Source organism: Komagataeibacter sp. SM21 (assembly GCF_041402665.1).
Classification (GTDB): domain Bacteria; phylum Pseudomonadota; class Alphaproteobacteria; order Acetobacterales; family Acetobacteraceae; genus Komagataeibacter; species Komagataeibacter saccharivorans.
Genome location: NZ_JBGLOV010000001.1, coordinates 141521 through 165959, shown reverse-complemented (window position 1 = coordinate 165959; position 24439 = coordinate 141521). Strand labels below are relative to the sequence as shown.

The 24439-nt window shown below is 65.1% G+C and carries 19 protein-coding genes and 1 tRNA gene; 3 read left to right on the top strand and 17 right to left on the bottom strand.

Going from position 1 to position 24439, the window contains the following annotated elements:
• The first annotated feature begins 109 nt into the window (after positions 1–109).
• A complete protein-coding gene (gene rpoH / locus ACBR42_RS00715) occupies positions 110–1006 on the top strand; it encodes an RNA polymerase sigma factor RpoH (RefSeq protein ID WP_102324658.1) in 897 nt (298 codons plus the stop codon).
• A gap of 150 nt (positions 1007–1156) precedes the next feature.
• Here the strand turns inward: rpoH and ACBR42_RS00710 are convergent, their stop codons facing one another.
• From ACBR42_RS00710 to argC, 5 genes are all read right to left on the bottom strand, one after another.
• Positions 1157–2446 (bottom strand): adenylosuccinate synthase, encoded by a 1290-nt coding sequence (locus tag ACBR42_RS00710; RefSeq protein ID WP_102324659.1) that lies wholly within the window; start codon positions 2444–2446, stop codon positions 1157–1159.
• A gap of 83 nt (positions 2447–2529) precedes the next feature.
• Complete coding sequence (locus tag ACBR42_RS00705; protein WP_118962476.1) at positions 2530–3681, bottom strand: ATP phosphoribosyltransferase regulatory subunit; 1152 nt, start codon at positions 3679–3681, stop codon at positions 2530–2532.
• A gap of 74 nt (positions 3682–3755) precedes the next feature.
• A complete protein-coding gene (locus tag ACBR42_RS00700; RefSeq protein WP_371207052.1) occupies positions 3756–4928 on the bottom strand; it encodes a phosphoserine transaminase in 1173 nt (390 codons plus the stop codon).
• Positions 4929–4992: 64 nt separating this feature from the next.
• A tRNA-Leu gene (locus ACBR42_RS00695) sits at positions 4993–5076 on the bottom strand.
• A 73-nt stretch (positions 5077–5149) separates the two neighbouring features.
• Positions 5150–6085 carry an N-acetyl-gamma-glutamyl-phosphate reductase gene (gene argC / locus ACBR42_RS00690; RefSeq protein WP_371207050.1) on the bottom strand — a complete coding sequence of 312 codons (936 nt, stop codon included), beginning with the start codon at positions 6083–6085 and terminating at the stop codon, positions 5150–5152.
• A 97-nt stretch (positions 6086–6182) separates the two neighbouring features.
• Here argC and mazG point away from each other — a divergent pair, with 97 nt between their 5' ends.
• On the top strand, positions 6183–6980 hold the full coding sequence (mazG, locus tag ACBR42_RS00685; protein ID WP_371207049.1) for a nucleoside triphosphate pyrophosphohydrolase: 798 nt from the start codon (positions 6183–6185) through the stop codon (positions 6978–6980).
• A gap of 139 nt (positions 6981–7119) precedes the next feature.
• Here the strand turns inward: mazG and ACBR42_RS00680 are convergent, their stop codons facing one another.
• The 8 genes from ACBR42_RS00680 to dusB form a co-directional block, all read right to left on the bottom strand.
• Positions 7120–7956 (bottom strand): inositol monophosphatase family protein, encoded by an 837-nt coding sequence (locus tag ACBR42_RS00680; RefSeq protein ID WP_102324842.1) that lies wholly within the window; start codon positions 7954–7956, stop codon positions 7120–7122.
• Positions 7957–8090: 134 nt separating this feature from the next.
• A complete protein-coding gene (gene hflX / locus ACBR42_RS00675; RefSeq protein ID WP_102324664.1) occupies positions 8091–9404 on the bottom strand; it encodes a GTPase HflX in 1314 nt (437 codons plus the stop codon).
• Positions 9401–9685, bottom strand: a complete 285-nt coding sequence (gene hfq, locus ACBR42_RS00670; RefSeq protein WP_371207047.1) for an RNA chaperone Hfq — start codon at positions 9683–9685, stop codon at positions 9401–9403. The genes hflX and hfq overlap by 4 nt, the downstream gene beginning before the upstream one ends.
• A gap of 127 nt (positions 9686–9812) precedes the next feature.
• A complete protein-coding gene (locus tag ACBR42_RS00665) occupies positions 9813–11204 on the bottom strand; it encodes a sigma-54 dependent transcriptional regulator (RefSeq protein ID WP_102324666.1) in 1392 nt (463 codons plus the stop codon).
• Positions 11194–13407, bottom strand: a complete 2214-nt coding sequence (locus ACBR42_RS00660; protein ID WP_243705374.1) for a PAS domain-containing sensor histidine kinase — start codon at positions 13405–13407, stop codon at positions 11194–11196. The genes ACBR42_RS00665 and ACBR42_RS00660 overlap by 11 nt, the downstream gene beginning before the upstream one ends.
• Before the next feature lie 50 nt (positions 13408–13457).
• Positions 13458–14909 (bottom strand): nitrogen regulation protein NR(I), encoded by a 1452-nt coding sequence (gene ntrC, locus ACBR42_RS00655; RefSeq protein ID WP_110546911.1) that lies wholly within the window; start codon positions 14907–14909, stop codon positions 13458–13460.
• 35 nt (positions 14910–14944) lie between these two features.
• The gene (locus ACBR42_RS00650; RefSeq protein WP_102324669.1) at positions 14945–16087 is read right to left on the bottom strand and encodes a nitrogen regulation protein NR(II); all 1143 of its coding nucleotides are present in this window, start codon (positions 16085–16087) and stop codon (positions 14945–14947) included.
• Entirely contained in the window at positions 16084–17145 is a 1062-nt protein-coding gene (gene dusB, locus ACBR42_RS00645) for a tRNA dihydrouridine synthase DusB (RefSeq protein ID WP_371207046.1), read from the bottom strand. Before dusB ends, ACBR42_RS00650 begins: the two co-directional genes overlap by 4 nt.
• A 384-nt stretch (positions 17146–17529) precedes the next feature.
• On the opposite strand from dusB, the gene ispF reads away from it, so the two are divergent.
• Complete coding sequence (gene ispF / locus ACBR42_RS00640) at positions 17530–18699, top strand: 2-C-methyl-D-erythritol 2,4-cyclodiphosphate synthase (protein WP_110546980.1); 1170 nt, start codon at positions 17530–17532, stop codon at positions 18697–18699.
• 56 nt (positions 18700–18755) lie between these two features.
• Here ispF and ACBR42_RS00635 read toward each other — a convergent pair whose 3' ends face one another.
• From ACBR42_RS00635 to ACBR42_RS00620, 4 genes are read right to left on the bottom strand one after another with little or no spacing between them, the layout of a single operon-like run.
• Positions 18756–19517 carry an ATP12 family chaperone protein gene (locus ACBR42_RS00635; protein WP_371207045.1) on the bottom strand — a complete coding sequence of 254 codons (762 nt, stop codon included), beginning with the start codon at positions 19515–19517 and terminating at the stop codon, positions 18756–18758.
• Complete coding sequence (locus tag ACBR42_RS00630) at positions 19514–22003, bottom strand: AsmA family protein (RefSeq protein WP_371207044.1); 2490 nt, start codon at positions 22001–22003, stop codon at positions 19514–19516. The genes ACBR42_RS00635 and ACBR42_RS00630 overlap by 4 nt, the downstream gene beginning before the upstream one ends.
• A gap of 32 nt (positions 22004–22035) precedes the next feature.
• Positions 22036–23013: an RluA family pseudouridine synthase gene (locus ACBR42_RS00625; protein ID WP_110546917.1), complete on the bottom strand. Its 978-nt coding sequence runs from the start codon at positions 23011–23013 to the stop codon at positions 22036–22038.
• Positions 23010–24398: a replication-associated recombination protein A gene (locus ACBR42_RS00620; RefSeq protein WP_371207043.1), complete on the bottom strand. Its 1389-nt coding sequence runs from the start codon at positions 24396–24398 to the stop codon at positions 23010–23012. The genes ACBR42_RS00625 and ACBR42_RS00620 overlap by 4 nt, the downstream gene beginning before the upstream one ends.
• Positions 24399–24439: the final 41 nt, after the last annotated feature.

Below are 24439 nucleotides of genomic sequence, written 5' to 3'. Positions count from 1 at the left end.
CGTGAGAAGTCCAGTCGTGCGTCTAGCAGAGTGATGATGCAACCCTTCCGGTCACAATTACGTTGAACCGGATTACCGCTGCCCATCCCTGCAACAGGAGTCCGTTACAATGGCCTCTTCTGCTCTCATTTCCGGTCCCGAAAACAACCTGTCCAAATACCTTCGGGACATCCGCAAATTCCCCATGCTCTCCCCCGAGGAGGAGCTTCGCCTGTCGCACCGGTGGAAAGACAAGGGCGACACCGAAGCCGCGCATAAACTCGTAACATCCCACCTGCGGCTGGTGGCCAAGATCGCCATGGGCTATCGCGGCTACGGCCTGCCGGTGGGCGAACTGATCAGCGAAGGCAATATCGGGATGATGCAGGCCGTGCGCCGCTTCGACCCTGATCGTGGCTTCCGTCTGGCCACCTACGCCATGTGGTGGATCAGGGCCGCAATACAGGAGTACATCCTGCATAGCTGGTCACTGGTCAAGATCGGCACAACCGCCGCCCAGAAAAAACTTTTCTTCAACCTGCGCCGCCTCAAGGGGCAGATGCAGGCGATTGACGATGGCGACCTGCCGCCCGAACAGGTCAACAAGATTGCCCAGTCCCTCGGCGTGCCCGAACAGGACGTGGTGAACATGAACCGCAGGCTTGCGGCCCCGGATCACAGCCTGAACGCCCCGTTGCGGCTGGATGGCGAGGGCGAATGGCAGGACTGGCTGGTTGATGACAATGACAACCAGGAAGAAACCCTTGCCCAGAGCGAGGAATTTTCCGGCAGGCAGGCCCTTCTGGCCAACGCCATGAAGTCGCTTAACGAGCGTGAACGCCACATCCTGACCGAGCGCAGGCTGAAGGAAGAACCCGCCACGCTGGAAGAACTGTCGCACGTCTACAACATCTCCCGCGAACGGGTGCGCCAGATCGAGGTCCGGGCCTTTGAAAAGGTGCAGAACGCCATGAAGGCGGAAGTCGCCACCCGCCGCGCGAAACACGAGGCACAGGCCGAGGCCTGACCCCGCGTTACTTCCCGATAAAAAAGCCCCGCAGCGCCAGAAGCGCGCGGGGCTTTTTTTTGTCTGTGCTGACCACAGGAGGGAAGAAGCTTCAGGGAATACCGCCTTTTTGAAAAAAGGCGGTACCCAGGAACTTCCATGACTTTCAGATCAGTCCTCGAACGGGTCACGCATCAGGATGGTGTCGTCACGTTCCGGACTGGTGGACAGCAGCGTTACCGGTGCTTCGACCAGTTCCTCGATCCGGCGGACATATTTGATGGCCTGCGCGGGCAGTTCAGCCCATGAGCGCGCGCCCTTCGTGCTGTCCTTCCACCCTTCCAGCGTTTCAAACACGGGACGGATACGCTGCTGCGCACCGGGGGCGGAGGGGAAATGCTTCGTCGTCACGCCATCAAGCTCGTAACCGACGCAGATCCTGATTTCGTCCAGCCCGTCCAGCACGTCCAGCTTGGTCAGGGCAAGGCCGTTCACGCCACCAACACGCACCGCACGACGCACCAGCACGGCATCAAACCAGCCGCAGCGACGCGGGCGCCCCGTCACGGTACCGAATTCATGCCCGCGTTCACCCAGCGTGCGGCCCATTTCATCATGCAGTTCGCTGGGGAACGGACCTTCGCCCACGCGGGTCGTATAGGCCTTGGCGATACCCAGAACGAAACCGATGCTGTTGGGGCCGACACCCGCGCCGGTACCGGCATTGGCGGCAACCGTGTTGGAACTGGTCACGAACGGATAGGTACCGTGATCCACATCCAGCATGACCGCCTGCGCGCCTTCGAACAGGATGCGCGCGCCACCGCGGCGGCTGTCATCCAGCAGGTCCCATACCGGGGCCATAAACGGCAGCACGCGCGGCGCCACGCCGTTCAGGAAGTCCAGCAGTTCCTGTTTGGTGAAGGTGTCCGCACCCAGCCCCTTGAGGAGGGTGTTGTGGTGCAGCAGCAGTTCATCCAGCTTCCAGTCCAGCGTTTCCGGCTCGGCCAGGTCACACAGGCGGATGGCGCGGCGGGCGACCTTGTCTTCATAGGCGGGGCCGATGCCACGGCCGGTCGTACCGATCTTGCGATCCCCACGCGCGGCTTCACGCGCACGATCCAGCGCGCCATGCACGGGCAGGATCAGCGGCGCGTTTTCAGCAATCTTCAGCGTCTCGGGCGTGACTTTCAGGCCCTGCGCGGTGACACGGTCGATTTCCTTCAGCAGGGCTTCAGGGTCGACAACCACGCCATTGCCGATCACACCCGTCTTGCCACGTACCAGGCCGGAAGGCAGAAGCGACAGCTTGTAGGTCTGATCGCCCACAACCAGCGTATGGCCCGCATTATGGCCGCCCTGGAAGCGTACGACCACGTCGGCCCGGCTGGCCAGCCAGTCAACGATCTTCCCCTTGCCCTCGTCACCCCACTGGGTGCCGATCACGGTGACGTTGGACATTTCATGCTCCTTGATATGCTGCCCGGCGGCGACTGCTGTGCCTGCCGGAAAAAACTCTGCTGTTCAGAAAATCAGGCGAAAAATCAGGCCCCGTCCACCGGCACGGCCTGCCCGTCCACCACCATCAGCGGACAGGACAGCATCACCGCTTCCGCCCGCGCGTCCCCATCGGGCGCCAGCGCGCCAACCGTGGCATAGCCCCCGGCGCGCAGTGCCGCCCCGGTTTCCGCCGGGGTGCCCCACGGCAGGAACACCCGCACGCGGCTGGGCAGCGCCGGGGCGGCACGCAGGATGATGTCCGGGCGCAGGGTCAGGCCACAGGCCGGTTCGTCATCATTGGACAGATAACGGCCACCACGGCCCAGCTCCTCGCGCTGTCCGGCTGCGTACACGCTTACGCAGACGCCGGTATGATACTGCCAGCCCCGGAATTCCACCGGGTCAACCGTCAGGCGGATACCCGGCACGCGGGCTTCGATCGCGGCGACAGTCGCGGCCAGCCTTTCGCTCAGCGCACGTACGGCAGGCGGCAAGTCGACCGCAGCCAGTTCCGCCAGCGCGCCATGCGCCGGACCCGCCGCATGCAGCAGGCGGATCAGCACCGGGGCCAGTTCACCGCCATGGCGGGCAACGGCGGCCGCGTCCTTGCGGTCCAGCGCGCGCATGAGCGTGCCGCGCACCTGTCCGTCAAACCCGCCCGTATCCAGCAGCGCCGTGGTCAGGGAAGGCATGGTCAGGTCGAATGACACGCCACGCACCTGCAACGTGGCCAGACATTCCGCGGCGATGGCGACGATTTCCGCATCCGCTTCAGGCCGGTCGGGACCGATCAGTTCGATACCGGCCTGCGAAATCTGGCGATCCCCCTCACCCCGGTTGCTGGCCATGAGGATACACGGCCCCGCATAGGCAAGACGCAGCGGGCGCGGCACGTCCGGCAGCCGTGTTGCGGCAATGCGGGCGATCTGCGGTGTCATGTCGGGACGCAGCGCCATCATGCGGCGTGTATCAGGGTCCATCAGCCGGAACGTCTGCTCCGCCACGGCAGAGCCCGCACCGGACAGCAGCGTTTCCTCGAATTCCAGCAGGGGCGGCGTCACGCGGTCATAACCGTGGGCCGCGAACACGCGCATCAGCGTCTCGACACCGGCGGCCTCGGCTTCGGCCTCGGGGGGGAGCCTGTCCACGAAACCGGCGGGCAGCAGCGCAGGATTGAACGGCGGATCATCAGTCATATCGGGGGCCTATCGTGCTGCACCCTGCCCGACCAGCGGCGGACAGGGTGGAGAGGACATGGAAGCGGATGGCTTCAGGCGTGCTGGGGGCAGACCTGTGCGTAGGCCCAGTCAAGCCACGGCAGCACGGCACGCAGGTCGGATGCCTCCACCGTCGCACCACCCCACAGCCGCAGGCCCGGCGGCGCATCACGGTAGCTGCCCACATCAAGCGCCACACCTTCCTGCCCCAGCAGGGAGACGATCTTCTTCGCCGCCGCCGTCTGGCCCGCATGGTCCAGCGCGGTAAACCACGGCGCCACGATACGCAGGCAGATGGCGGTGCTGGAACGGTGCGCGGGATTGGTCGCAAGGAACTGCGCCCAGTCGGACTGTTCTTCCCATTCGGCTATGGCGGCAAGGTTGGCTTCACTGCGCGCGATCAGCCCCTTCAGCCCGCCGACGCTTTCGGCCCATTTCAGGCCGTCAAGCGCGTCTTCCACACACAGCATGGACGGGGTGTTGATGGTGTCGCCACGGAAGATGCCGTCAATCAGCCCCTTGCTGTTGGTCAGGCGGAAGATCTTGGGCAGGGCACGCGGCGCGGGCGTTGAAACCAGTCGTTCAACCGCGCGTGGCGACAGGGCCAGCATGCCGTGCGCGGCCTCACCACCAAGCACTTTCTGCCACGACCACGTCACCACATCCAGCCTGTCCCATGGCAGGTCCATGGCGAAGGCGGCGGATGTGGCATCACAGATCACCAGCCCGTCGCGCTGCGCGGGAATGGCGGCGTCATAGGGCAGGCGCGCGCCCGATGTCGTGCCGTTCCAGGTCAGCACCACGTCGCGCGCCCAGTCGACCTGCGCCAGATCGGGGATTTCGCCGTAATCCGCTTTCAGCACGCGGGCATCGGCCAGCCTGAGCTGGGCAATGATGTCATTGGCCCATGTGGCGGAAAAGCTTTCGAACGCCAGCACATCCACCGGACGCGTGCCGAGGATGGACCACAGCACCATTTCCACCGCACCCGTATCCGATGCGGGCACGATGCCCAGAACCCAGTCATCCGGCATGCCCAGCAGCGCCTTCGAGCGCGTGATGACATCATTCAGGCGCGCGCGGCCTTCCGTCGAACGGTGCGAGCGCCCCACCAGCGCATCGGACAGGGCGGAAAGCGACCAGCCCGGGCGCTTGGCGCACGGCCCGGAAGAAAAGCACGGATTGGCAGGCCGTGCGGACGGCTTGGCAGTAAGGGGATCAGGCAAGGGAGACACGTCCTGTTCGCGACACGGGCAAAAGGGGGCGACACCGCGCGCCGGTGCGCCAGACTGGTACGAGAGAGGGGATTCGAACCCCTATGCCTTTCGGCGGTCGATTTTGAGTCGACTACGTCTACCGTTCCGTCACTCTCGCATACAGGCAACCCGCCCGGAGAGGACGGAATGCCACGGCAATCGGTCCAGGGACGTCTTGCGGACCCGCTATATCACACGGGCGGCGGCGGTTCCAGCCCAAGCATAAGCGCCACATTCTGCAACGCGGCACCCGAAGCCCCCTTGCCCAGATTGTCCAGACGCGCGGTCAGCACGGCCTGTCGCATCGTGTCGTCACCATGCACGCGCAGTTCCATCCGGTCGGTCCCGGCCAGTGTATCGGCCACCAGTTTGGCGCAGGGATCGTTCACGGTAATCCGGTCCGATCCCCTGTAATGGGCCGCAAGGGCTTCATGCAGGTCGGCAATGCGGACCTGACCGGGCAACCGGTCCAGATGCAGCGGCACCGACACGATCATGCCCTGCGGGAAATGCCCGACGGAGGGTACGAAAACCGGCGCATGCGCAAGCCCGGTATAGGCCATCATTTCAGGCACGTGCTTGTGCCCAAGCCCCAGCCCGTACAGTTCGAAGGCCGGTCCGCCGTCACGCTCATGCGCCTCGATCATGCTGCGGCCACCACCGCTGTACCCGCTGACGGCATTGACGCTTACCGGGTAGTCCGCAGGCACCAGCCCCGCTGCAATCAACGGGCGCAGCAGGGCGATCATGCCGGTGGGGTAACAGCCGGGGTTCGATACCCGCGCCGCAGCACGGATGGCGGCAGGCTGGCCTGCATCCATTTCGGGAAAACCGTAAACCCATGCCGGATCGGTCCGGAACGCCGTGCTGGCGTCCAGCACGCGGGGGGCATCAGCCCCCATTTCATCGGCCATCGCCACGGCTTCGCGTGCCGCCGCATCGGGCAGGCACAGGATGACGACATCGACCGACACCATCATGTCCCGCCGCGCCTGCGGGTCCTTGCGCCGTTCGGGATCAATGGAACGCAGCGTGACCGGCAGGTGCTTCAGGCGGTTACGGATACCCAGCCCGGTTGTCCCTGCCTCACCATCGATAAAGACCGCTGCCTGTGCGTCGCTGCTCATGTTCCATGCGTCCCGATAAAAACTTTCCGCCCACGCGGTGGCCGATCTATACAAAACCTGCGCAAGACCGCAACCAAAACAGGCAGGAAACCACCCCATGCACGATGCCCCGACCGCCCTGCAACGCCTGCTGGACATCATGGCCCGCCTGCGTGACCCGCAGACCGGCTGCCCGTGGGACAAGGCCCAGAACTTCGCCACCATAGCGCCCTACAGCATCGAAGAAGCCTATGAAGTGGCGGACACCATCGCGCGTGAGGACTGGGACAGCCTGCCCGATGAACTGGGCGACCTGCTGCTGCAGGTGGTCTATCACGCGCAGATGGCCGATGAGCAGGGCCTGTTCGATTTCGCCACCGTCGCCCGGATGATCGGCGACAAGATGGTGCGCCGCCATCCCCATGTATTTGGCGACACCCCGGCCAGTGCGGGCCAGTGGGAAAACGGCAAGGCGCAGGAACGTCTGGCCCGCAACCGCGGCGGCACGCTGGACGATGTGCCCGTGGGGCTGCCCGCCCTGCTGCGCGCGCGCAAACTGTCGGCCCGCGCGGCACGCACCGGTTTCGACTGGGACACGGTGGGCGAAGTCGCGGCCAAGGTGGACGAGGAACTGGACGAACTGAAGGTCGAACTGGAATCGGGCGATCGGGAAAAGATATTCGACGAACTGGGCGATGTGCTGTTTACGCTGGCCACGCTGGCCCGCAAGCTGGACATGGACCCCGAAGCCTGCCTGCGTCAGGCAAACGCCAAGTTCACCCGCCGCTTCACCGCCATGGAACACGACATCATGGCGCGTGGTCTCAGCCTTGGAGATGTGGACGTAAAGACCATGGAAGAAGGCTGGCAGGTGGTCAAACGCCGCGAACGCGCGGATATGATGCCCGAAAGCTGACCTGCCGCCCCCGGGCATCGCGCTGGTAAAACCGTTTACGCTGAAATCCCACGGGAGACAGCCGGACCGTCCCGGCAATCCAGCGGCGATGCGCCTGCAATCCGTGGAGGAGAAAGCCGAGACACACCCGGCGTATGTATCAGGTAGGGCCGAACAGCAGGGCGTGCAGGGCGTGCCAGCTTTCCCTGTCCGGCGCATAAAGCAGGCCGCCGCCATGATTGGTCACACGGTAAGGCGTGCCATCGAACCGGGCGGCATAGCCGCCTGCTTCCGCATGGATCAGCCAGCCCGCCAGATGGTCCCATGGCAGGGTGCGGTTGAACAGCAGGAAATGGCAGCGCCCGTCCACCAGCATCAGATATTCATGCGCCGCACAGCGGAAATCCCATGATCCCGCCACCTTTGGCAGGTTCCGCGTCACGGCCTCCCGCACGGGCGCGGGCAGGTAGCGCCAGGAGGCATTGCCCGACATCTGCTGTGGCGGCACGGGGGGCGCAACGTGCAGGCGACGTTCGCGGCCCCGCTGGTCATGCAGCCATGCGCCATGTCCCCGCGCGGCCAGTACCGCGATGTCACAGACCGGATCGACAATCGCCCCGCCGATCACCTCGCCACCGGACAGGGCGGAGACCATGATCCCGAACAGCGGCACGCCCGCCGCGTAATTCGCCGTGCCATCAATCGGGTCAATCACGAAGGCAAGATCCGCCGACGCCAATCCGTCCAGCAGGGCGGGATCGGCTGCCACCGCTTCCTCCCCCACCACCAGCGCACCGGGCCACGCGGCCTGCAGGGCGGCGGTCAGGTCCTGCTCGGTGGCCTCATCCGCTATGGTCACGATATCCAGCGCACTGGTCTTGGTGCGGATGTCGGCACGGTCAAGACAGCGGAAATGGGGCATGACATGACGGTTCGCCGCCGCCCGCATCATGCCCACCACAATGTGCATGTCCGCCAGTGTGATCCGTACCGTCATTGCCACCTCCGTTATGCGTGTCAGTTCGCGGCCACCCATCCATGCACCCGCAGCAGTGGATTTTCCACCCCGCCCCGGTCACACATCGGTCACACCCCGGTCATCGCACTCCGCTCATCGCACGCCGGAACCGGCTACGAAGGCTGCATGCACGTCACGACATCACCGAACTGCATTTCGAACCGCGCGCGATTGGCAGGGGATACACGGACGGTCATGTCAGTGCCGTCCTCCCCGTCCGTCCGGGCGATGACTTCCCCATGTTCGTGCAGCCATGCCATGGCGGCGCCCTGGGTCAGCGGCACGCGGTAGGCGACGACTTCCATCGCCCGCGTCATGCGCTCGTCAATCGCGGCCAGCAGGTCAGGCAGGCCATCGCCAGTGATGGCGGAAATGACCACATTGCCCGGTCGGGCGCCCACCGCATCACGCCCGCCCACCAGATCGGCCTTGTTCAGCACCTCGATCACGCGGGACTGCCAGTCCTGTTCGATCGTGCCGGTGCGGGCCATGCCTTCAAGCACCTCGATCACATCATTGCGCTGGGATACGCTGTCCGGATGGGCGACATCGCGCACATGCAGGATGATGTCCGCTTCCGCCACCTCTTCCAGCGTAGCGCGGAAGGCTGCAATCAGTTCGGTCGGCAGGTCGCTTATGAAGCCCACCGTATCGGACAGGATCACCCGCCGCCCCGATGGAAGCTGGATGCTGCGCATGGTGGGATCGAGCGTGGCGAAAAGCTGGTCCTGCGCATATACGCTGGCCCCGGTCAGCGCGTTGAACAGGGTGGACTTGCCCGCATTGGTGTAACCGACAAGGGCCACGATGGGGAACGGCACGCGCCTGCGGGCCTGCCGGTGCAGGCCGCGGGTGCGGCGGACCTGCTCAAGCTCGCGCTTGAGGCGCACGATCCGGTCCCCGATCATGCGGCGGTCGGCCTCGATCTGGGTTTCACCAGGACCGCCAAGGAAGCCGAAGCCACCGCGCTGGCGCTCAAGATGGGTCCATGTCCGCACAAGGCGGCTGCGCTGGTATTCCAGATGCGCCAGTTCGACCTGCAGCGTGCCTTCGCGCGTGGCGGCGCGTTCGCCAAAGATATCAAGGATCAGTGCAGTCCGGTCGATCACCTTGCACCCAAGCGCGCGCTCAAGGTTGCGCTGCTGCACGGGCGTCAGGCGGGAATCGATGATGACAACCTTGATGTTGTCCGCCTGGACCGTTTCCTTGAGCGATTCAACCTGTCCACCCCCCAGCAGGGTGGCGGGCCTGCGCGCACGCAGCAGCAGCACGGCCTGACAGACGATCACCAGCCCGATGGAGGCGGCCAGACCGACCGCTTCCTCCAGCCGCGCTTCGGCGGCGCGGGCATCATCATGCCGGTCGGGACGTTCCCACGGCAGGATGACGGCCGCGCGCGTGGCAGATGACGGCACCACCGCCGTCACGACAGGCTGCCATCCGTTACTGCGTGATCTTCCACCCCGCTGCTTTCGGCGGGCGGTTCGAACAGGCTGACCGGTGTCGCGGGCATGACCGTGCTGATCGCATGCTTGTAGACAAGCTGCGTATGCCCGTCGCGCCGCAGCAGGACGGAGAAATTGTCAAACCAGGTGATGATGCCCTGAAGCTTGACACCGTTTACGAGAAAAATGGTGACCGGCGTTTTCGACCGGCGGACGTGGTTGAGAAACACGTCCTGTACATTCTGGGAAGGTTCTTTTGCCACGGGCAGGGCCTTACTTGATTACTTGTTGGGCGGGTTTACACGGCACAGTCTCGTGTCATGCTACGGCGTTGCCACCGTCCGTATCACAGTTCGTTGTGTAGCAGTCATGGGTGCACGGGGCAAAAATTCATCCGGCGTTACGATCCTCGGATGTGACGCCAAGCTGCTTGAGCTTGCGGTGCAGCGCACTGCGTTCCATCCCGACAAATCCGGCGGTACGGCTGATATTTCCCCCAAAGCGCAGAAGCTGCGCCTGCAGGTACTGGGTCTCGAACAGGTCGCGCGCCTCCCTCAGGGGCAGGCTCATCACATCCTCGTCAGAATCGAACTTGAGCAGCGCGGGCGCCCCTTCCCCCACCGTGGACGGCAGCATGTCCGCCCGGATGGGATCGCCGCTGTTGCCCGGCATCATAATGAGCAGCCGCTCCATAAGGTTGCGCAGTTCGCGCACGTTCCCCGGCCATTCATAACTCTGCAGCGCGGCAATCGCATCGCCCGACAGTTCACGCATGGGCAGACCGGCATTTTCCGCCGCACGGTCAAGGAACATGCGCGCAAGTTCGGGTATGTCCTCGCGCCGTTCCCGCAGGCTGGGAATCCGCAGCGGCACGACGGCCAGACGGTAGTACAGATCCTCCCGGAAACGCCCCAGCGCGATTTCGGACTGCAGGTCCCGGTTCGTGGTGGCCAGCACGCGCACATCCACCTTGACCCGCCGCGCGCCGCCGAGGCGCTCGAACGTCTGGTCCTGAAGGGCGCGGACGATCTTGCCCTGCGTTTCCAGCGGCATGTCCGACACTTCATCCAGCAGCAGCGTGCCCCCATGGGCGCGTTCCAGCACGCCCGTACGGCGGCCCGTGCCGTTTTCCCCGCCTTCGATGCCGAACAGTTCCTCCTCGAACCGGCCGGGGGCGAGGGTGGCGCAGTTGAGCGCGATGAACGGCCCTTCCGCCCGGCGGGAACTGGCATGGATCATCCGCGCCGCGATTTCCTTGCCCGTGCCCGCCGCGCCGGAGATCAGGACGCGCGAACCCGTGGGGGCCACGCGGTCGATCTGGTTGCGTACGGCGACTATGGCCGCACTGCGCCCCTCCAGCACGGTGCCGGAGCCCGCGCGCAGGCGCAGTTCCGCATTTTCGCGCGCAAGACGGGAGGCCTCCAGCGCGCGGCGCACGACCACAAGCAGCCGGTCGGCCTGAAAGGGTTTTTCGATAAAGTCGTACGCCCCGTGCTGAAGGGCGGCAACCGCCGTCTCGATCGTGCCGTGGCCCGATATCATGATGACGGGAACGGACGGTTCTTCCTTGTGCAGGACATTGAGGATGCCAAGCCCGTCCAGCCGCGACCCCTGAAGCCAGACATCAAGCACCACAAGCGAGGGACGACGTTCCCGGAAGGCGGCAATGGCGGAATCGGAATCCCCGGCCAGCCGGGTCTCGTATCCTTCATCGGCCAGAATACCCTCGATAAGGAGCCGAATATCCGGCTCGTCATCAACGATCAGGATTTCATGCCCCATGGTCGTCCTTTATCGGCAAAATCAACGTCGACACAGCTCCCCTGCCCCCGGCGCGGTCCTCAAGCCCGATGCTACCGCCATGATCTTCAAGAATTTTCTTGACGATCGCAAGGCCAAGCCCCGTGCCCTTGGGCTTGTGCGTCACATATGGCTCGGTCAGTCGGGCGCGATCCTCAACCGGCAGCCCGATTCCGTCATCCGCGATTGCGAGCACGACATTCGGGCCTTCATGTTCCAATGTAATACGGATCGTGCCGATCACGCCATCCCCGCCCGATGCGGCGGCACCGGCGCGCATGGCGATGGCGTCCGCCGCGTTCTGCAACAGGTTCGTCAGCGCCTGCCCCACCAGCCTGCGGTCGCAGTTCACCAGCGGCCCGCGATCGGGCAGCGTCGCCTCGTAGATGATTTCGGGATGAGCGTTGCGTTGCAGGATCAGGGCCTCGCGCACGATGCGTGACAGGTCTTCCACCCGCATGACGGGCTGCGGCATCCGCGCGAACGCGGAAAATTCATCCACCATCCGCCCGATATCGCCCACATGGCGGATGATCGTATCCACGCACTGGGCAAAGGTATCGGGATCGGAGGCGATTTCACGCAGGAAGCGCCGCTTGAGCCGTTCGGCGGCAAGCTGGATGGGGGTGAGCGGGTTCTTGATCTCATGCGCGATGCGACGCGCGACATCCGCCCATGCCGCCTTGCGCTGCGCAACCTGCAGGGCTGTTATGTCATCAAAGGTGACCACATAACCGTCAGCAAAATCGCCGGTCACGGTGCTCTGCATTTCCGCGCCGATTCGCACCAGCAGCGTGCTGGCACGCCCACCGGCCAGCACGTTGACTTCCCCCGTCAGTTCCCGCGCGCCGTCATGGGCGATGCGGGCCAGCATGTCGGCCAGTTCGGGCACCACGTCGATCAGCGGGCGACCGACGCATGCCGCCATGTCACGGTGCAGCAGCACGCTTGCGGCCCGGTTGGGCAGTTCGATCACGCGATGCGAATCCAGCCCGATCACCCCGGCGGAAACGCCGGACAGCACTGCTTCGGTAAAGCGGCGGCGTTCATTGATCTGGTTGGTGGCGTTGACCAGTTCGGCCCGCTGGGTCGCAAGCTGGGTGGTCATGCGGTTGAAGGCGCGCGACAGGCTGGATACCTCGTCATCGCGGTCGCCTTCGGGCACATTGCTGTCCAGATTGCCCTTGCTGACCCGTTCGGATGCCAGAATGAGCAGACGCAGGGGGCGCACGATCTGGTTGGCGAGCATGAGCCCGATCAGGATGGCCGTGGCCAGGACCAGAACCGCCACCAGCGCGAAGATCAGCACGAAGGTGAACTGTATCTTCCCCCGGTTGCCGTTGAGGCGCTGGTAATCAGCCACCACCTGTTCGGTGCGGTGCATGTGTTCGAGAATGGCGGGATCGACCGGGCGGGCGATCATCAGCATGAGCGGCGGCGTATCGCCCAGCGTAACCACCGCGCGGACGGTTTTTTCATCCGCCGAATCAAGGATCGCGATTTCGTTGGTGCGCGCCATCAGCGTGGCGGCAGGCGGCGGCAGGTCCTTCAGGTTGGCCGCACGCCCCATCAGCCCGCCGGAAGCGACGACCGTGTTGGTAAACGGGTCATAGACCACGGCCACATCCAGTCCGCGCAGCGTGGCCTGCGAGTCCAGAACCTGCGACAGGGCATCGGAATCATGCAGCAGGTCGCCACCCGAACCCGCCAGCCCGTTCTGCGCACTGACAAGGTAATTCGCCAGCGAGAAGGCTTCCGTGCGGATATTGGCGTTATGTTCCTGCAGATAGCCGCGTGATGTCTCCAGCGCTTCGTTCAGCGCGGTATTCACCCGGTCGCTGAACCAGATCTGGATGCCGTAATGAAAGAATACGGCCGCGAACGTACCCACGACGATCGTGGGGGCCACCGCCACGATACCGAACAGCGTCACCAGCCGCACATGCAGCCGCGCGCCCGCCAGTCCGCTGCGGCGTTCAGCCAGCACACGCCCCACCTTTTCGGTCAGCGATGTCGCCAGCAGCAGCAGGACAAGGAAGTTCAGGACAAAGACCAGAGCCTGTATCTGCGGATGATGGGCCAGCGACCGGCCACCCGACAGCACCACGAACGTCGCCACCCCCAGCACCAGCGCCAGCAGGACCAGAACCAGCGCCACATTGCGGCGCACCAGCATGTCCAGCATGCGACGCGCCAGACGGTAGGCGGCACCGGGACGGGGCGTGGCGTCCATGGTCAGCTACCGCCACGCACGACGGGGATATCGAGGTCGCGTATCTTCTTGCGCAGCGTATTGCGGTTCAGCCCCAGCATGGCGGCGGCACGGATCTGGTTGCCGCGTGTGGCCGCCAGCGTCATGGTGATCAGCGGGCGTTCGACCTCGGCTATCACCTTGTCGTAGATATCGCTCATCGGGATGCCGTCCTGCCCCGATGACAGGAAGCGGCGCAGGTGACGCTCCACCGCTTCCGCCAGCGTTTCGGTCAGGCCGGTAGCCTCGCCTTCGCCCTGTGCCGCCATGTTGCCGGCTTCGACCAGTTCGGCATCGATGATGTCCGCGCCGATATTTTCCTGCGGGTGCAGGGCAATGATGCGGCGCATGAGATTTTCAAGCTCGCGCACGTTGCCTGGCCAGCGATAGGCCTGCAGCCGGGCCACCGCATCATCATCCAGCAGGCGCACGACCCCGCCCTCATCCGCGTTTTCATTAAGGAAATGACGGGCCAGAAGGGGAATGTCCTCCACCCGTTCCCGCAGGGGGGGCAGGCGCATGGGCACCACGTTCAGGCGGTAATACAGGTCCTCGCGGAAGGTTCCGGCACGGATCGCCTGCCGCAGGTCGCGGTGCGTCGCGGCAATGATGCGCACATTGGCGCGGATGGGCGCGGTGCCGCCTACGGTCGTGAACTCTCCGTCCTGCAGCACGCGCAGCAGGCGGGTCTGGGCTTCGGGCGGCATGTCCCCGATTTCGTCAAGGAACAGCGTGCCACCCGCCGCCTGTTCAAAGCGTCCGGCCACGCGGGTCGCGGCCCCGGTAAAGGCCCCGCGTTCATGCCCGAACAGTTCGCTTTCGATCAGGTTGCGCGGAATGGCCGCCATGTTGATGGCGACGAACGGCCCCGTGCGCCTGCGCCCGTATTCATGCAGTGCGCGCGCCACCAGTTCCTTGCCCGTGCCGCTCTCGCCACCGATCATTACGGTCAGGTCCGAAGTCGTGAGCCGGGCAATGATACGGTAGATGTCCTGCATCACGACCGAACGGCCGATAAGCGACATCTGTTCGTCCGGCGCGGGGGCGGCCAGCGGCTGGACCGGGGTTGCCGGTGTCGCCAGCGCACGCGCCACCACCGCCAGCACTTCCTTGAGGTCGAACGGCTTGGGCAGGTATTCGAACGCGCCGCGCTGCGTCGCCTTGACCGCCGTCATCAGGGTGGACTGCGCACTCATGACCACCACGCGCAGGTCGGGCCGGATACGGCGGATGCGCGGGATCAGGTCCAGCCCGTTTTCATCGGGCATGACCACATCGGTAATCACGAGGTCGCCCTCGCCTTCCTCGATCCACTGCCACAGGGTCGATGCCTGCGCGGTGGCGCGGACCTGATACCCCCCGCGTCCCAGCGCCTGGCTTAATACCGTACGGATGGAGCGGTCATCATCGGCAACAAGAATGGTCGGCAGCGACATTCGCTATAAATCTCTCAGGAACTGGAATGGGGGCATTACGGGGTCTCGCGGTCTTCCGTCACGACAGGCAGATGCAGCAGTACGTCCGTGCAGCCGGGCTGGCTTTCCACCTCGATCACGCCGCCGTGGTCTCCCACGATCTTGCCTGCAAGCGCCAGCCCCAGCCCGCTGCCCGTTGTTTTTGTTGTCAGGAACGGCTCGAACAGGTGCGGGCGGATATTGTCGGGAATGCCCGGCCCGTTGTCGCGCACCGAAACCAGCAGCGGTAGCTGCACGCGCTGCCCCCCGCCGGTGGAGACCCATATGCCAGGCCGGTAGCCGGTCGTAAGCGTAATCACGGGGGCGGGCGCGTCGGCGGGATGATCGTGCAGGGCTTCGGCTGCGTTCTTCACAAGGTTGAGCAGCACCTGCACCAACTGGTCGCGGTTGCCCCATACGGGGGGAAGGGAAGGATCGTATTCTTCCTGAAACCGGATATCGGCGGCAAAGCCCTGCTGGGCCAGCCTGCGCACATGTTCGAGTACGCGATGGATGTTGACCGGCCTGCGTTCGATTGGACGGTCGCTGAACATGTCCATCCGGTCCACAAGGTCACGGATACGGTTGACCTCGTCCTGGATCAGGACCGCAAGCTCCCGGTCGGACTCGCCCACCGATGTTTCAAGCAGTTGCGCGGCCCCCCTTATGCCCGAAAGGGGGTTCTTGACCTCATGCGCCAGAATGGCGGCCATGCCCGCCACGCTGCGCGCGGCGGAACGGAAGGTAAGCTGCCGGTCCAGCACGCGCACGGCTGAAAAATCATGGAAGGTCAGGACGACCGAACCCGGTTCCTCCGGCATGGGCGCACCCTGCACGGTGACACCGTCATGATGCAGGCGGGGGCTTTCCAGCGTAACCTCGTGCTCGACCACGGTATGGTCCTGCGCGCGCACCTGCTCCATGAGCATGAATACGGGATTGTCGGCAGGCAGCAGGTCGGTCAGCCGCGACTGCGCCAGATAGGAGCGCGACATGCCAAAAAACGGCTCCGCCGCGCTGTTGACGTAACCGATGCTGTTATCGGCCCGCACGACCATGACCGGCAAAGCCAGCGAATCAAGCACGATCCGGCCATTGCCCGTTACATTGGCGGGCGTACAGCCACCGGGGCCATCAGAAGGGGACGGGCTTTCCCTCATGCCGCCTGTGCGGCGGCCCTTTCCGCCTCCATGGTGGAGGGGCGTAGGCCGCGCACATTGCCCGCTTCGATCTGGCGGTCATAGAATTCATGGATCATGCCGATGGCGGCATCAACCGCATCCACACGGTTGATCGCGGCGCGGAAACCCGCCGAATCGGGCAGCCCCGCCGAATACCAGGACACATGCTTGCGCGCCAGACGCAGGCCGGGATGGGCGCCGAAATGGTCGATCATCATGCCGTAATGTTCCAGCACGATGGCCTTTTCCGCCGCAAGGTCAGGCTCGGGCACATCCTCGCCGTTCATGAGCGCGCGGGCGACCTGCGCCAGAAACCACGGGCGGCCATAACAGCCCCGGCCGATCATCACACCCTGCGCGCCGGAACGTTCAAGGGCCACGCGGGCGTCTTCCACCGTCAGGATATCGCCATTGACGATAACCGGCAGGTCCACCGCATCCACCACCTTGCGCACGAAACGCCAGTCAGCCGTGCCGTTATAGAACTGCTGACGGGTGCGGCCGTGTACCGTCACCATGCGGATGCCCGATTCCTGTGCAATCCGGGCCAGCGTGGGGGCGTTCAGGCTGTTATGATCCCATCCCATGCGCATCTTGAGCGTGACGGGAACGTTCACCGCGCGCACCACGCCTTCAAGCAGGCGACCGGCCTGCGCCTCGTCCCGCATGAGGGCTGAACCCGCAAGCTGCCCCACCGCCACCTTTTTCACCGGGCAGCCGAAATTGATGTCGATGATGTCCGCCCCGCGATCAACCGCGATCCGGGCCGCCTGACCCATCGCATCGGGGTCGCAACCGGCAAGCTGCACGGAATTGGGACCGTCATCCGCCACTTCCGCCATGCGCAGGGTATTCTGGTTTTCGCGGACCATGGCCCACGACGCGATCATTTCCGACACGACCAGCCCGGCCCCGAGCCTGCGCGCCAGCCTGCGGAACGGCAGGTCGGTCACCCCGGCCATGGGCGCCAGAATGACGGGCGCCTGCAGGACGACCCCACCCCCCAGATCAATAGGCGACAGCAGTTGAGACGACATGAACCCCGCTTCCCTGCCCCTGCACCCGGCCGTGTTCATGACGGCGCAATGGGTGTGGCAGCCACAATCCATCAATAATGCTTATGATTTAGGCAGAATACCCCCTCACGCCGCCCCACGCAATCGGCTTCGGTGCATTGAAGCAACATTTCCCCGCGATGGCGCAGGCCGCGCATCTGGCGGGAATCCGGCGGCAGGAAGCCAATCGGAATGCACCTTCCCTACGGGTCATGGATCAGCCGCAACGGACAGCCAGCCAGCCGCTGCGCAATGATGCCCATACCCGAGCGGACGCAGGCCAGCAGCATGACCATCCACAACCGCAGTCATTTATTCCCCCGCGATGCTTGACGCGCGGGCGACATGGCCGCATTGCTCCGCATCATGCGTGTTGCAGCCATTCTTCTTGCCGCAGGCCAGGGTAGCCGGTACAGCGCCCAGACCGCGGCCCCCGTCGCCAAGCAGTATGTCACGCTGGGCGGACGGCCCGTCATCCGCCATGCGGCGGATGCCCTTGCCCCTCATGTCGGGATGATCCAGCCCGTGGGCGATCCCGCCCTGCTGGGCGCAGCGCTTGAGGGATTCGCACCCGAAGGCTGCACGGTCCTGCCGGTCGTATCCGGCGGCGATACACGTCAGGCCAGCGTCAGCGCGGGACTTGAGGCGCTTGACCGCCTTCCCGAAGGCGAGCGCCCTGATCTGGTGCTGATCCATGACGGTGCCCGCCCCTACGTGCCCGACAGCGTGACGCAGGGCGTGATCGCGGCCCTGTCGCAGCATGCCGGGGCCATTCCAGCCGTGCCGGTAGCCGATACCATCAAACGCGCCAGGGACGGCATCATTACCGATACCGTGCCCCGCACCGACCTGTTCCGCGCCCAGACACCGCAGGGCTTCCGCTTCGGGCTGCTGCGCGACCTGCATCGCTCCGCCGAGGCTGCGGACGCGACCGACGATGCCGCCCTGCTGGAAAAGGCCGGGCACCCCGTCGCCATCGTTCCCGGTTCGGAAGACAATATCAAACTGACCTACAAGGAGGATCTGGTGCGCCTGGAACGCCTGATCGGCCCGACCCTGCTGCCGCGCACCGGGATCGGCTATGACGTACACGCCTTTGCCGAAAACCGTCCCCTGATCATGTGTGGCATCACCGTGCCCCATACGCGCGGCCTTGCCGGGCATTCCGATGCGGATGTGGGCATCCATGCCCTGTGCGATGCGATTTACGGTGCGCTGGCCGAAGGGGATATCGGCCGCCACTTCCCCCCCAGCCAGAACGAGTGGAAGGATGCGGACAGCGCGCGCTTCCTGATCCATGCGGGCGAACGCATCCGCCAGCGCGGCGGCATGCTGGTCAATGCCGATGTGACCCTGATCTGTGAACGCCCCAAGATCGGCCCGCATTCGGAAGCGATGCGCGCGCGTCTGGCCGAACTGCTGAAGGTTGATATCGACCGGATTTCGGTCAAGGCCACCACGTCCGAACGCCTTGGTTTTACCGGGCGAGAGGAAGGCATAGCCTGTCAGGCCAGCGCCACGGTTCTGGTGCCCTGATTTCCATATGAAAACGGCCCGGTTCAGACCGGGCCGTTTTTACTTCCGCGGGGTTCTTACCCCGTATGGCACAGGCGCAGGAAGCGTGCCGCGTCCTCCACCTCCGCCGTCAGCAGGCGCAGGGTCTCGACCTGTTTTTCATCGAGCCCCCATATCGCCATCTGGGTCAGTTCATCCACGCTGGCGATATCCGCGGCGCGCGCGGCTGACAGCGCGCCCGTCGCCACCGCATAGCCCAGCACAATGCTTTTCATGGCGGGCACCATGACGCCAAGGGCGGCCAGCGTCGCATTATCCAGCCTGTCCAGCAGTTCCTGCCACGCCGCCTGCACGCCCTGCGGCTGCACCAGCGGCATGATGCCCTGCGTGACCGCCATATCGATGCCATGCCGTGCGCGCAGCCATGCAAGCTGCGGGTCCCATTCCGCCTGCTGGCGGGTGCAGAGCTGGGCGGGATAATCCGCGCGGTAACACAGCAGTTCGCCATCCACATACTGCAATAACGCCGCCACCTGCGCCGCCGGATCGGGAGCCACGCGTTCGATCATGCTACCGGTTATGCGGGTCATGGGCAGGTCATCGGGGGTGAACATGCCCCCTTTCTCCCCGCCCGCCTGCGCCCATTCCGCCGCAATGGCTTCAGCCAGCGCGACGGAGGCAACACAGAGCACCGCCCCGCCGGGCAGACGGATGGGCCGGCCGTCAAGTTCAACCCCGAACAGGCCATCCGCAGTTGGGCGCACGGCCGCATCCGTCCAGAACCGTTTGCGACTGCCCGCTTTCTGCGCGCTGGGTACGCGTACGCCGTCTTTCATCATTTCAGGATACCCAGGCCTTTCAGCAGACCAGCGGCTTTCTTGAGATTGGGCGCACCCTTGGAATTACCCAGAATCGCCGCCGCCCCGCCTGACGTGGATGCATCCGCAGCCCTGGGGGCCGCCGTGGTGGGCTGGGGACCGGGCTGTCCTTCGCGTGCGGCCTTCAGCGTCGCGGGGCAGGGATCGGCAATGGCGGTATTCTTGCCCGATCCACCCAGCAGCAGACCGATGGCGTAGCGTCCGTCCGAACCCGCATCCATCTTCGGACGCGGCGCGGACAGGGTGCCGCCAACACGCAGCGGCAGGCTGGCACCCGTCCCGCCGATCAGCACCTGCGGCACGAGATGCAGGTCCAGATCCTGCGTGACCATCCCCACCGTGCCGTGGCCGGTGACAGTCAGTGCGTTGGTCTGCACGCCGATCGTATCGATATTGGCGCGTCCATCCGCCATATCCATATGCACGCCAAAACAGCGCAGCGCGATCGGACCGGACCCCAGCGCACCCCGCGCGGTATCACCCAGCATCGCGCCCAGCGCGCTGCCGCTGACCGTGCCATTGACCATCGACACGCCCATATGGCCCGTCATGCTGTTGCGCAGTTCGGTGCGGGTATTGCCCTGCGCACGCCCCGTTCCGACCACCTGCAACGCGCCCTGCACCATGTTGGACAGGCCCGCCCTGCTTTCCACCCATGTGGCAGGCAGCACCAGCGTACCGATCGTGCCGGATATGGTGGGCACGCTGCCTGATGCATCAACCGTAAGCTGGCCCGATATGCTGCGTCCCGTGCCCTGCGCCTGTATCGGGTCAATGGTCAGCCGCCCGTTGCGCAGAACCACATGCGTCAGGGCGTTGTGGTAGTCGTCGCCCTCAAATTCCATCTGGCCGACACTCAGCCGCAGGTCCACATCCTGCTTGCGCAGTTCGGCAAAGGGCAGCGTATCACCGGCAGCCGTTTCCTGCGCCGGGGCGGTTACGCCGGTCGCATCGGCCTTCGCGCCCTGCGCCATCAGGGCATCCGCATTCAGCCAGCTTGCATCCAGCGTGCCCGCCAGCAGCGGCACGCCGTCATGGCCGCCATGGACCGACAGGTCCAGCGCCCCCTGAAGGGAGACCTGCGTGCTCTTGACCGCGATATCGGATAGCTGGAAATGCGCGCCGTTGTCCTCGCTCACCAGATGGGTGGAGGCTTCAAGATGGTCGATCCCCGCCCCATGCGGCAATGCAAGATGCCCGGCGGAAGCCGTAACATTCACCACCGCGCGCGATCCGCCCAGCGTGCCCGCAATCCGCATCGAACCCGGATCGCCAGATACATCAAGCGAAAGCGGCAGCGGGTCCGACAGGTGGGACAGGACAGCGGCCTCGACCTGCTGGAGCGAACCCAGCGTGCCGGACAGTTTCAGCCCCTGCCCTTCCCACTGTCCCTGCGTGCGGATGGTGACGGTATCCTTTGGACCCGGCGCATCAATGGACAGGCCCTGCAGCGTCAGCCCTGTCACATACGGCCCCGCATCCACAGCCCGGGTATCCAGATGCAGGCTGTCGAGCAGCGGCGTGCTGCCTTCCTTGTCCGCCGCACTGCCGTCCACCACCTTCGCCCTGAGCGAGAGACGCCGCACATCAGGCAGATTCAGGCCGGGCACCACGGCCTCGATCGCCTTCAGGCTGGCGATGCTGCCATCAAGTGCCAGGTTGTAGCCCTTCATGTGATCCGGGTCGGCCACACTGCCCGACAGGGCCACCTGCCCCACCGGCTGCCCGCCCGAAGTGAAGGCGGCGTTCAACGCGACCGGCCAGCCGGAACGCGCGGTGGATGTCAGGTTGATCGGGCCGGTATAGCCCGTCAGCGTGAAGGCGCCGCCATCATTATGGCCCGCGATGTCGATCTGCGGTTTTTCACCACTGACACCGGACAGGTTGGCATGGTCCAGCACGACCTTGCCCTTGCTGCCCGTCATCTGGTCATCCCAGTCCAGATCGGCGTTGGCGACCCGGATACTGCCGATCTGCACCTTCCAGTCAGATGCGGCCTGCGTCGTTGCGGGCTGCGCGGTGGCGGTGGCCTGCGGACCAGCGGGGGACAGGCGCCAGTTGGCCTGCCCCTGTGCCGTGCGTTCCAGATGGACCACCGGATGGTCCAGCTTCACATCATCAAGCCGGATTTCATGATGCAGCAGCGCCATAAGCCCCACCGTGGCTTCCAGCCTGTCCGCCGTGACCATGTCCGCATAAGCACCACCGGCCATGTCGGACAGGCCGACATCACGCACGGACAGCGACAGGCTGGGCAAAAGATGCAGGTCCGGCACGCCCATGCGCACCTGCCGACCTGTCTGTTTCTCTATCGCGGCGATGGCTTTCGTCCGCAGAGCCTCGGGGTCCAGCATGGAGTGAACCATGAACCCGGCCCCACCGGCCACCACCACTACCGCTGCGGCGGAACCCAGCAATATCCGCCGTGCCTTTGCGTTCTGTGCCATATCGCTTCCTGTCCTGTACGTTCCCCGGCGCGTCAGATGCGCCGGCAGGGCGCCGCGGCAGGTGCGACAAACCCGATCTGCCTGAATGTTTCGCGCATGTGGGGGGAAAGCTCCGCCTCCACCACCAGCCTGCCACCTGCCGGATGCGGCAGTTCCAGCCGACGTGCATGCAGGTGTAGCCGATCGGCGAAGCCCGCGACATGCGCTATGTCACCGCCGTATTTCGGGTCGCCCAGTATGGGGTTGCCCAGCGCTTCGCAATGCACGCGCAACTGATGGGTGCGACCGGTCAGGGGCGAGAGCGCCAGCCACGACATCTTGCGCGCGGCCGCATCCAGCACTTCATATTCGCTCAGGGCATGGACGGCATCCGCGTCGCCGCGTTCGGCCACCACGCTGATCGCGCCCGCACCCGCGCCCAGCTTGGTCAGCGGCTGGTCGATGATGCCCGTCGCCGGGCTGGGCCGCCCGACAACCACGGCCCAGTAGACCTTATGCACGTCGCGCCCACGGAAAGCAGCCGCCAGCTTGGCGGCAACGCCGGGCGTGCGGGCGACCAGAAGCAGGCCGGACGTGTCACGGTCGATACGGTGAACCAGCCGCGGGCGCGGATCGTCGGGACTGTCACGCAGGCCGTCAAGCAGCGCGTCGATATGATGGGTGATGCCCGGCCCGCCCTGCACGGCAATGCCCGCGGGCTTGTTGAGCACGATCACATGCTCGTCGCGGTAGATCACCATCTTGTTGATCTCACGCACTTGCCGCTCATCCAGTGGCTTTACCGCCAGTGGCGGCGGACGGTTTGCGTTGGGTATGGGCGGCACGCGTACCGCCTGCCCCGGCACCAGACGGGTGGCGGCGGTGGCGCGCTTGCCATCCACGCGCACCTGCCCCGTGCGGCACAGCTTCTGCAACGCGCCCTGCGTCAGGTGTGGGTAATGCCGGCGGAACCAGCGGTCCAGACGGATATCGGCTTCGTCATCGCTGACGGTAAGGGAAACGACACTCATGACCGACGGCTTTCGCGCACTCTGTTCCAACTGTCCAGTCGTCGCGCCACTTCACGTTCATATCCACGGTCCGTCGGCTGGTACAATTTCGGGCGGCGCATGCCATCGGGGAAGTAATTCTGCCCCGATATGCCCCCTTCCGCATCATGGTCGTATTCATAGCCCTTGCCGTAGCCGATATCCTTCATGAGCGTGGTCGGCGCATTCAGGATATGCGCCGGTGGCATCAGGCTGCCCGTGGCGCGGGCGGCGCGGCGGGCCATGTTGTAGCCCTTGTAGACCGCGTTGGATTTCGGCGCGGTGGCCAGATGTACCACAAGCTGTGCGAGCGCCAGTTCCCCTTCGGGCGAGCCAAGGCGCTCGAACGTTTCCCACGCCGCCACCGCCAGCGGCAGGGCATGGGGGTCGGCCATGCCCACATCTTCCGCGGCGAAGCGGGTCAGGCGACGGGCGATATAGCGCGGGTCCTCGCCACCTTCCAGCATGCGGGCGAACCAGTACAGCGCCGCATCGGGGTCCGATCCCCGCATGGATTTATGCAGCGCGGAAATCAGGTTGTAATGCTCTTCACGGTCCTTGTCATACAGCGCGGCACGCCGCGCCAGCAGGTTTGACAGCGCCGCCGGGTCCAGCGGGACAGCCTGTGGCGGCAGGGCGAAAAGCTGTTCGACCATGTTCAGAAGGTAGCGCCCGTCCCCATCCGCCATGGCGCGCAAGGTGGCGCGCGCTTCGGGTGTCAGGGGCAGCGGCGTGCCGGTCGCGGCTTCCGCGCGGTGCAGGAGCTGTTTCATCGCCGCATCGTCCAGCCGGTGCAGCACCAGCACCTGACAGCGTGAAAGCAGCGCGCTGTTGAGCGCGAAGGACGGGTTTTCCGTCGTCGCACCCACCAGCACCACGGTGCCATCTTCCACCACCGGCAGGAACCCGTCCTGCTGCGCGCGGTTGAAGCGATGGATTTCATCCACGAACAGAAGGGTGCCGCCGCCCTGCGCACTAATGCGCCGGGCTTCCTCAAACGCGCGCTTGAGATCGGCCACACCGGAAAAGACGGCTGAAAGCTGGACAAAGCGCAGCCCCGCCGCATTGGCCAGCAGGCGGGCGATGGTGGTCTTGCCCACACCCGGCCCACCCCACAGGATCAGGCTGGCCAGCGATCCGCGCGCCAGCATCTGCCGCAGGCTGCCCTTTGGCCCCAGCAGGTGATCCTGCCCCACCACGTCATCCAGCGTGGCCGGGCGCAGCCTGTCGGCCAGTGGCTGGGTGCGCGCGGGCTGTGCCGTGGCAGCGGGCGGAAAGGCGACGGGATCGCGATCCCCATGGCCAGACGGCAGTCCGCCGAACAGATCCGCCGGGCCTTCATCCATACTGTCACGCCTGCCTGCCATATGCTCCTGCCTGTACCGTCCTGTCGCGGCCCCTGCGGGAC

Coding starts and splice junctions, on each gene's coding strand:
- rpoH (WP_102324658.1), top strand. CDS start 110: ATGGCCTCTTCTGCTCTCATTTCCGGTCCCGAAAACAACCTGTCCAAA.
- ACBR42_RS00710 (WP_102324659.1), bottom strand. CDS start 2,446: ATGTCCAACGTCACCGTGATCGGCACCCAGTGGGGTGACGAGGGCAAG.
- ACBR42_RS00705 (WP_118962476.1), bottom strand. CDS start 3,681: ATGACTGATGATCCGCCGTTCAATCCTGCGCTGCTGCCCGCCGGTTTC.
- argC (WP_371207050.1), bottom strand. CDS start 6,085: ATGAGCAGCGACGCACAGGCAGCGGTCTTTATCGATGGTGAGGCAGGG.
- mazG (WP_371207049.1), top strand. CDS start 6,183: ATGCACGATGCCCCGACCGCCCTGCAACGCCTGCTGGACATCATGGCC.
- ACBR42_RS00680 (WP_102324842.1), bottom strand. CDS start 7,956: ATGACGGTACGGATCACACTGGCGGACATGCACATTGTGGTGGGCATG.
- ACBR42_RS00665 (WP_102324666.1), bottom strand. CDS start 11,204: ATGGGGCATGAAATCCTGATCGTTGATGACGAGCCGGATATTCGGCTC.
- ACBR42_RS00660 (WP_243705374.1), bottom strand. CDS start 13,407: ATGCTGGACATGCTGGTGCGCCGCAATGTGGCGCTGGTTCTGGTCCTG.
- ntrC (WP_110546911.1), bottom strand. CDS start 14,909: ATGTCGCTGCCGACCATTCTTGTTGCCGATGATGACCGCTCCATCCGT.
- ACBR42_RS00650 (WP_102324669.1), bottom strand. CDS start 16,087: ATGAGGGAAAGCCCGTCCCCTTCTGATGGCCCCGGTGGCTGTACGCCC.
- dusB (WP_371207046.1), bottom strand. CDS start 17,145: ATGTCGTCTCAACTGCTGTCGCCTATTGATCTGGGGGGTGGGGTCGTC.
- ispF (WP_110546980.1), top strand. CDS start 17,530: ATGCGTGTTGCAGCCATTCTTCTTGCCGCAGGCCAGGGTAGCCGGTAC.
- ACBR42_RS00635 (WP_371207045.1), bottom strand. CDS start 19,517: ATGATGAAAGACGGCGTACGCGTACCCAGCGCGCAGAAAGCGGGCAGT.
- ACBR42_RS00630 (WP_371207044.1), bottom strand. CDS start 22,003: ATGGCACAGAACGCAAAGGCACGGCGGATATTGCTGGGTTCCGCCGCA.
- ACBR42_RS00625 (WP_110546917.1), bottom strand. CDS start 23,013: ATGAGTGTCGTTTCCCTTACCGTCAGCGATGACGAAGCCGATATCCGT.
- ACBR42_RS00620 (WP_371207043.1), bottom strand. CDS start 24,398: ATGGCAGGCAGGCGTGACAGTATGGATGAAGGCCCGGCGGATCTGTTC.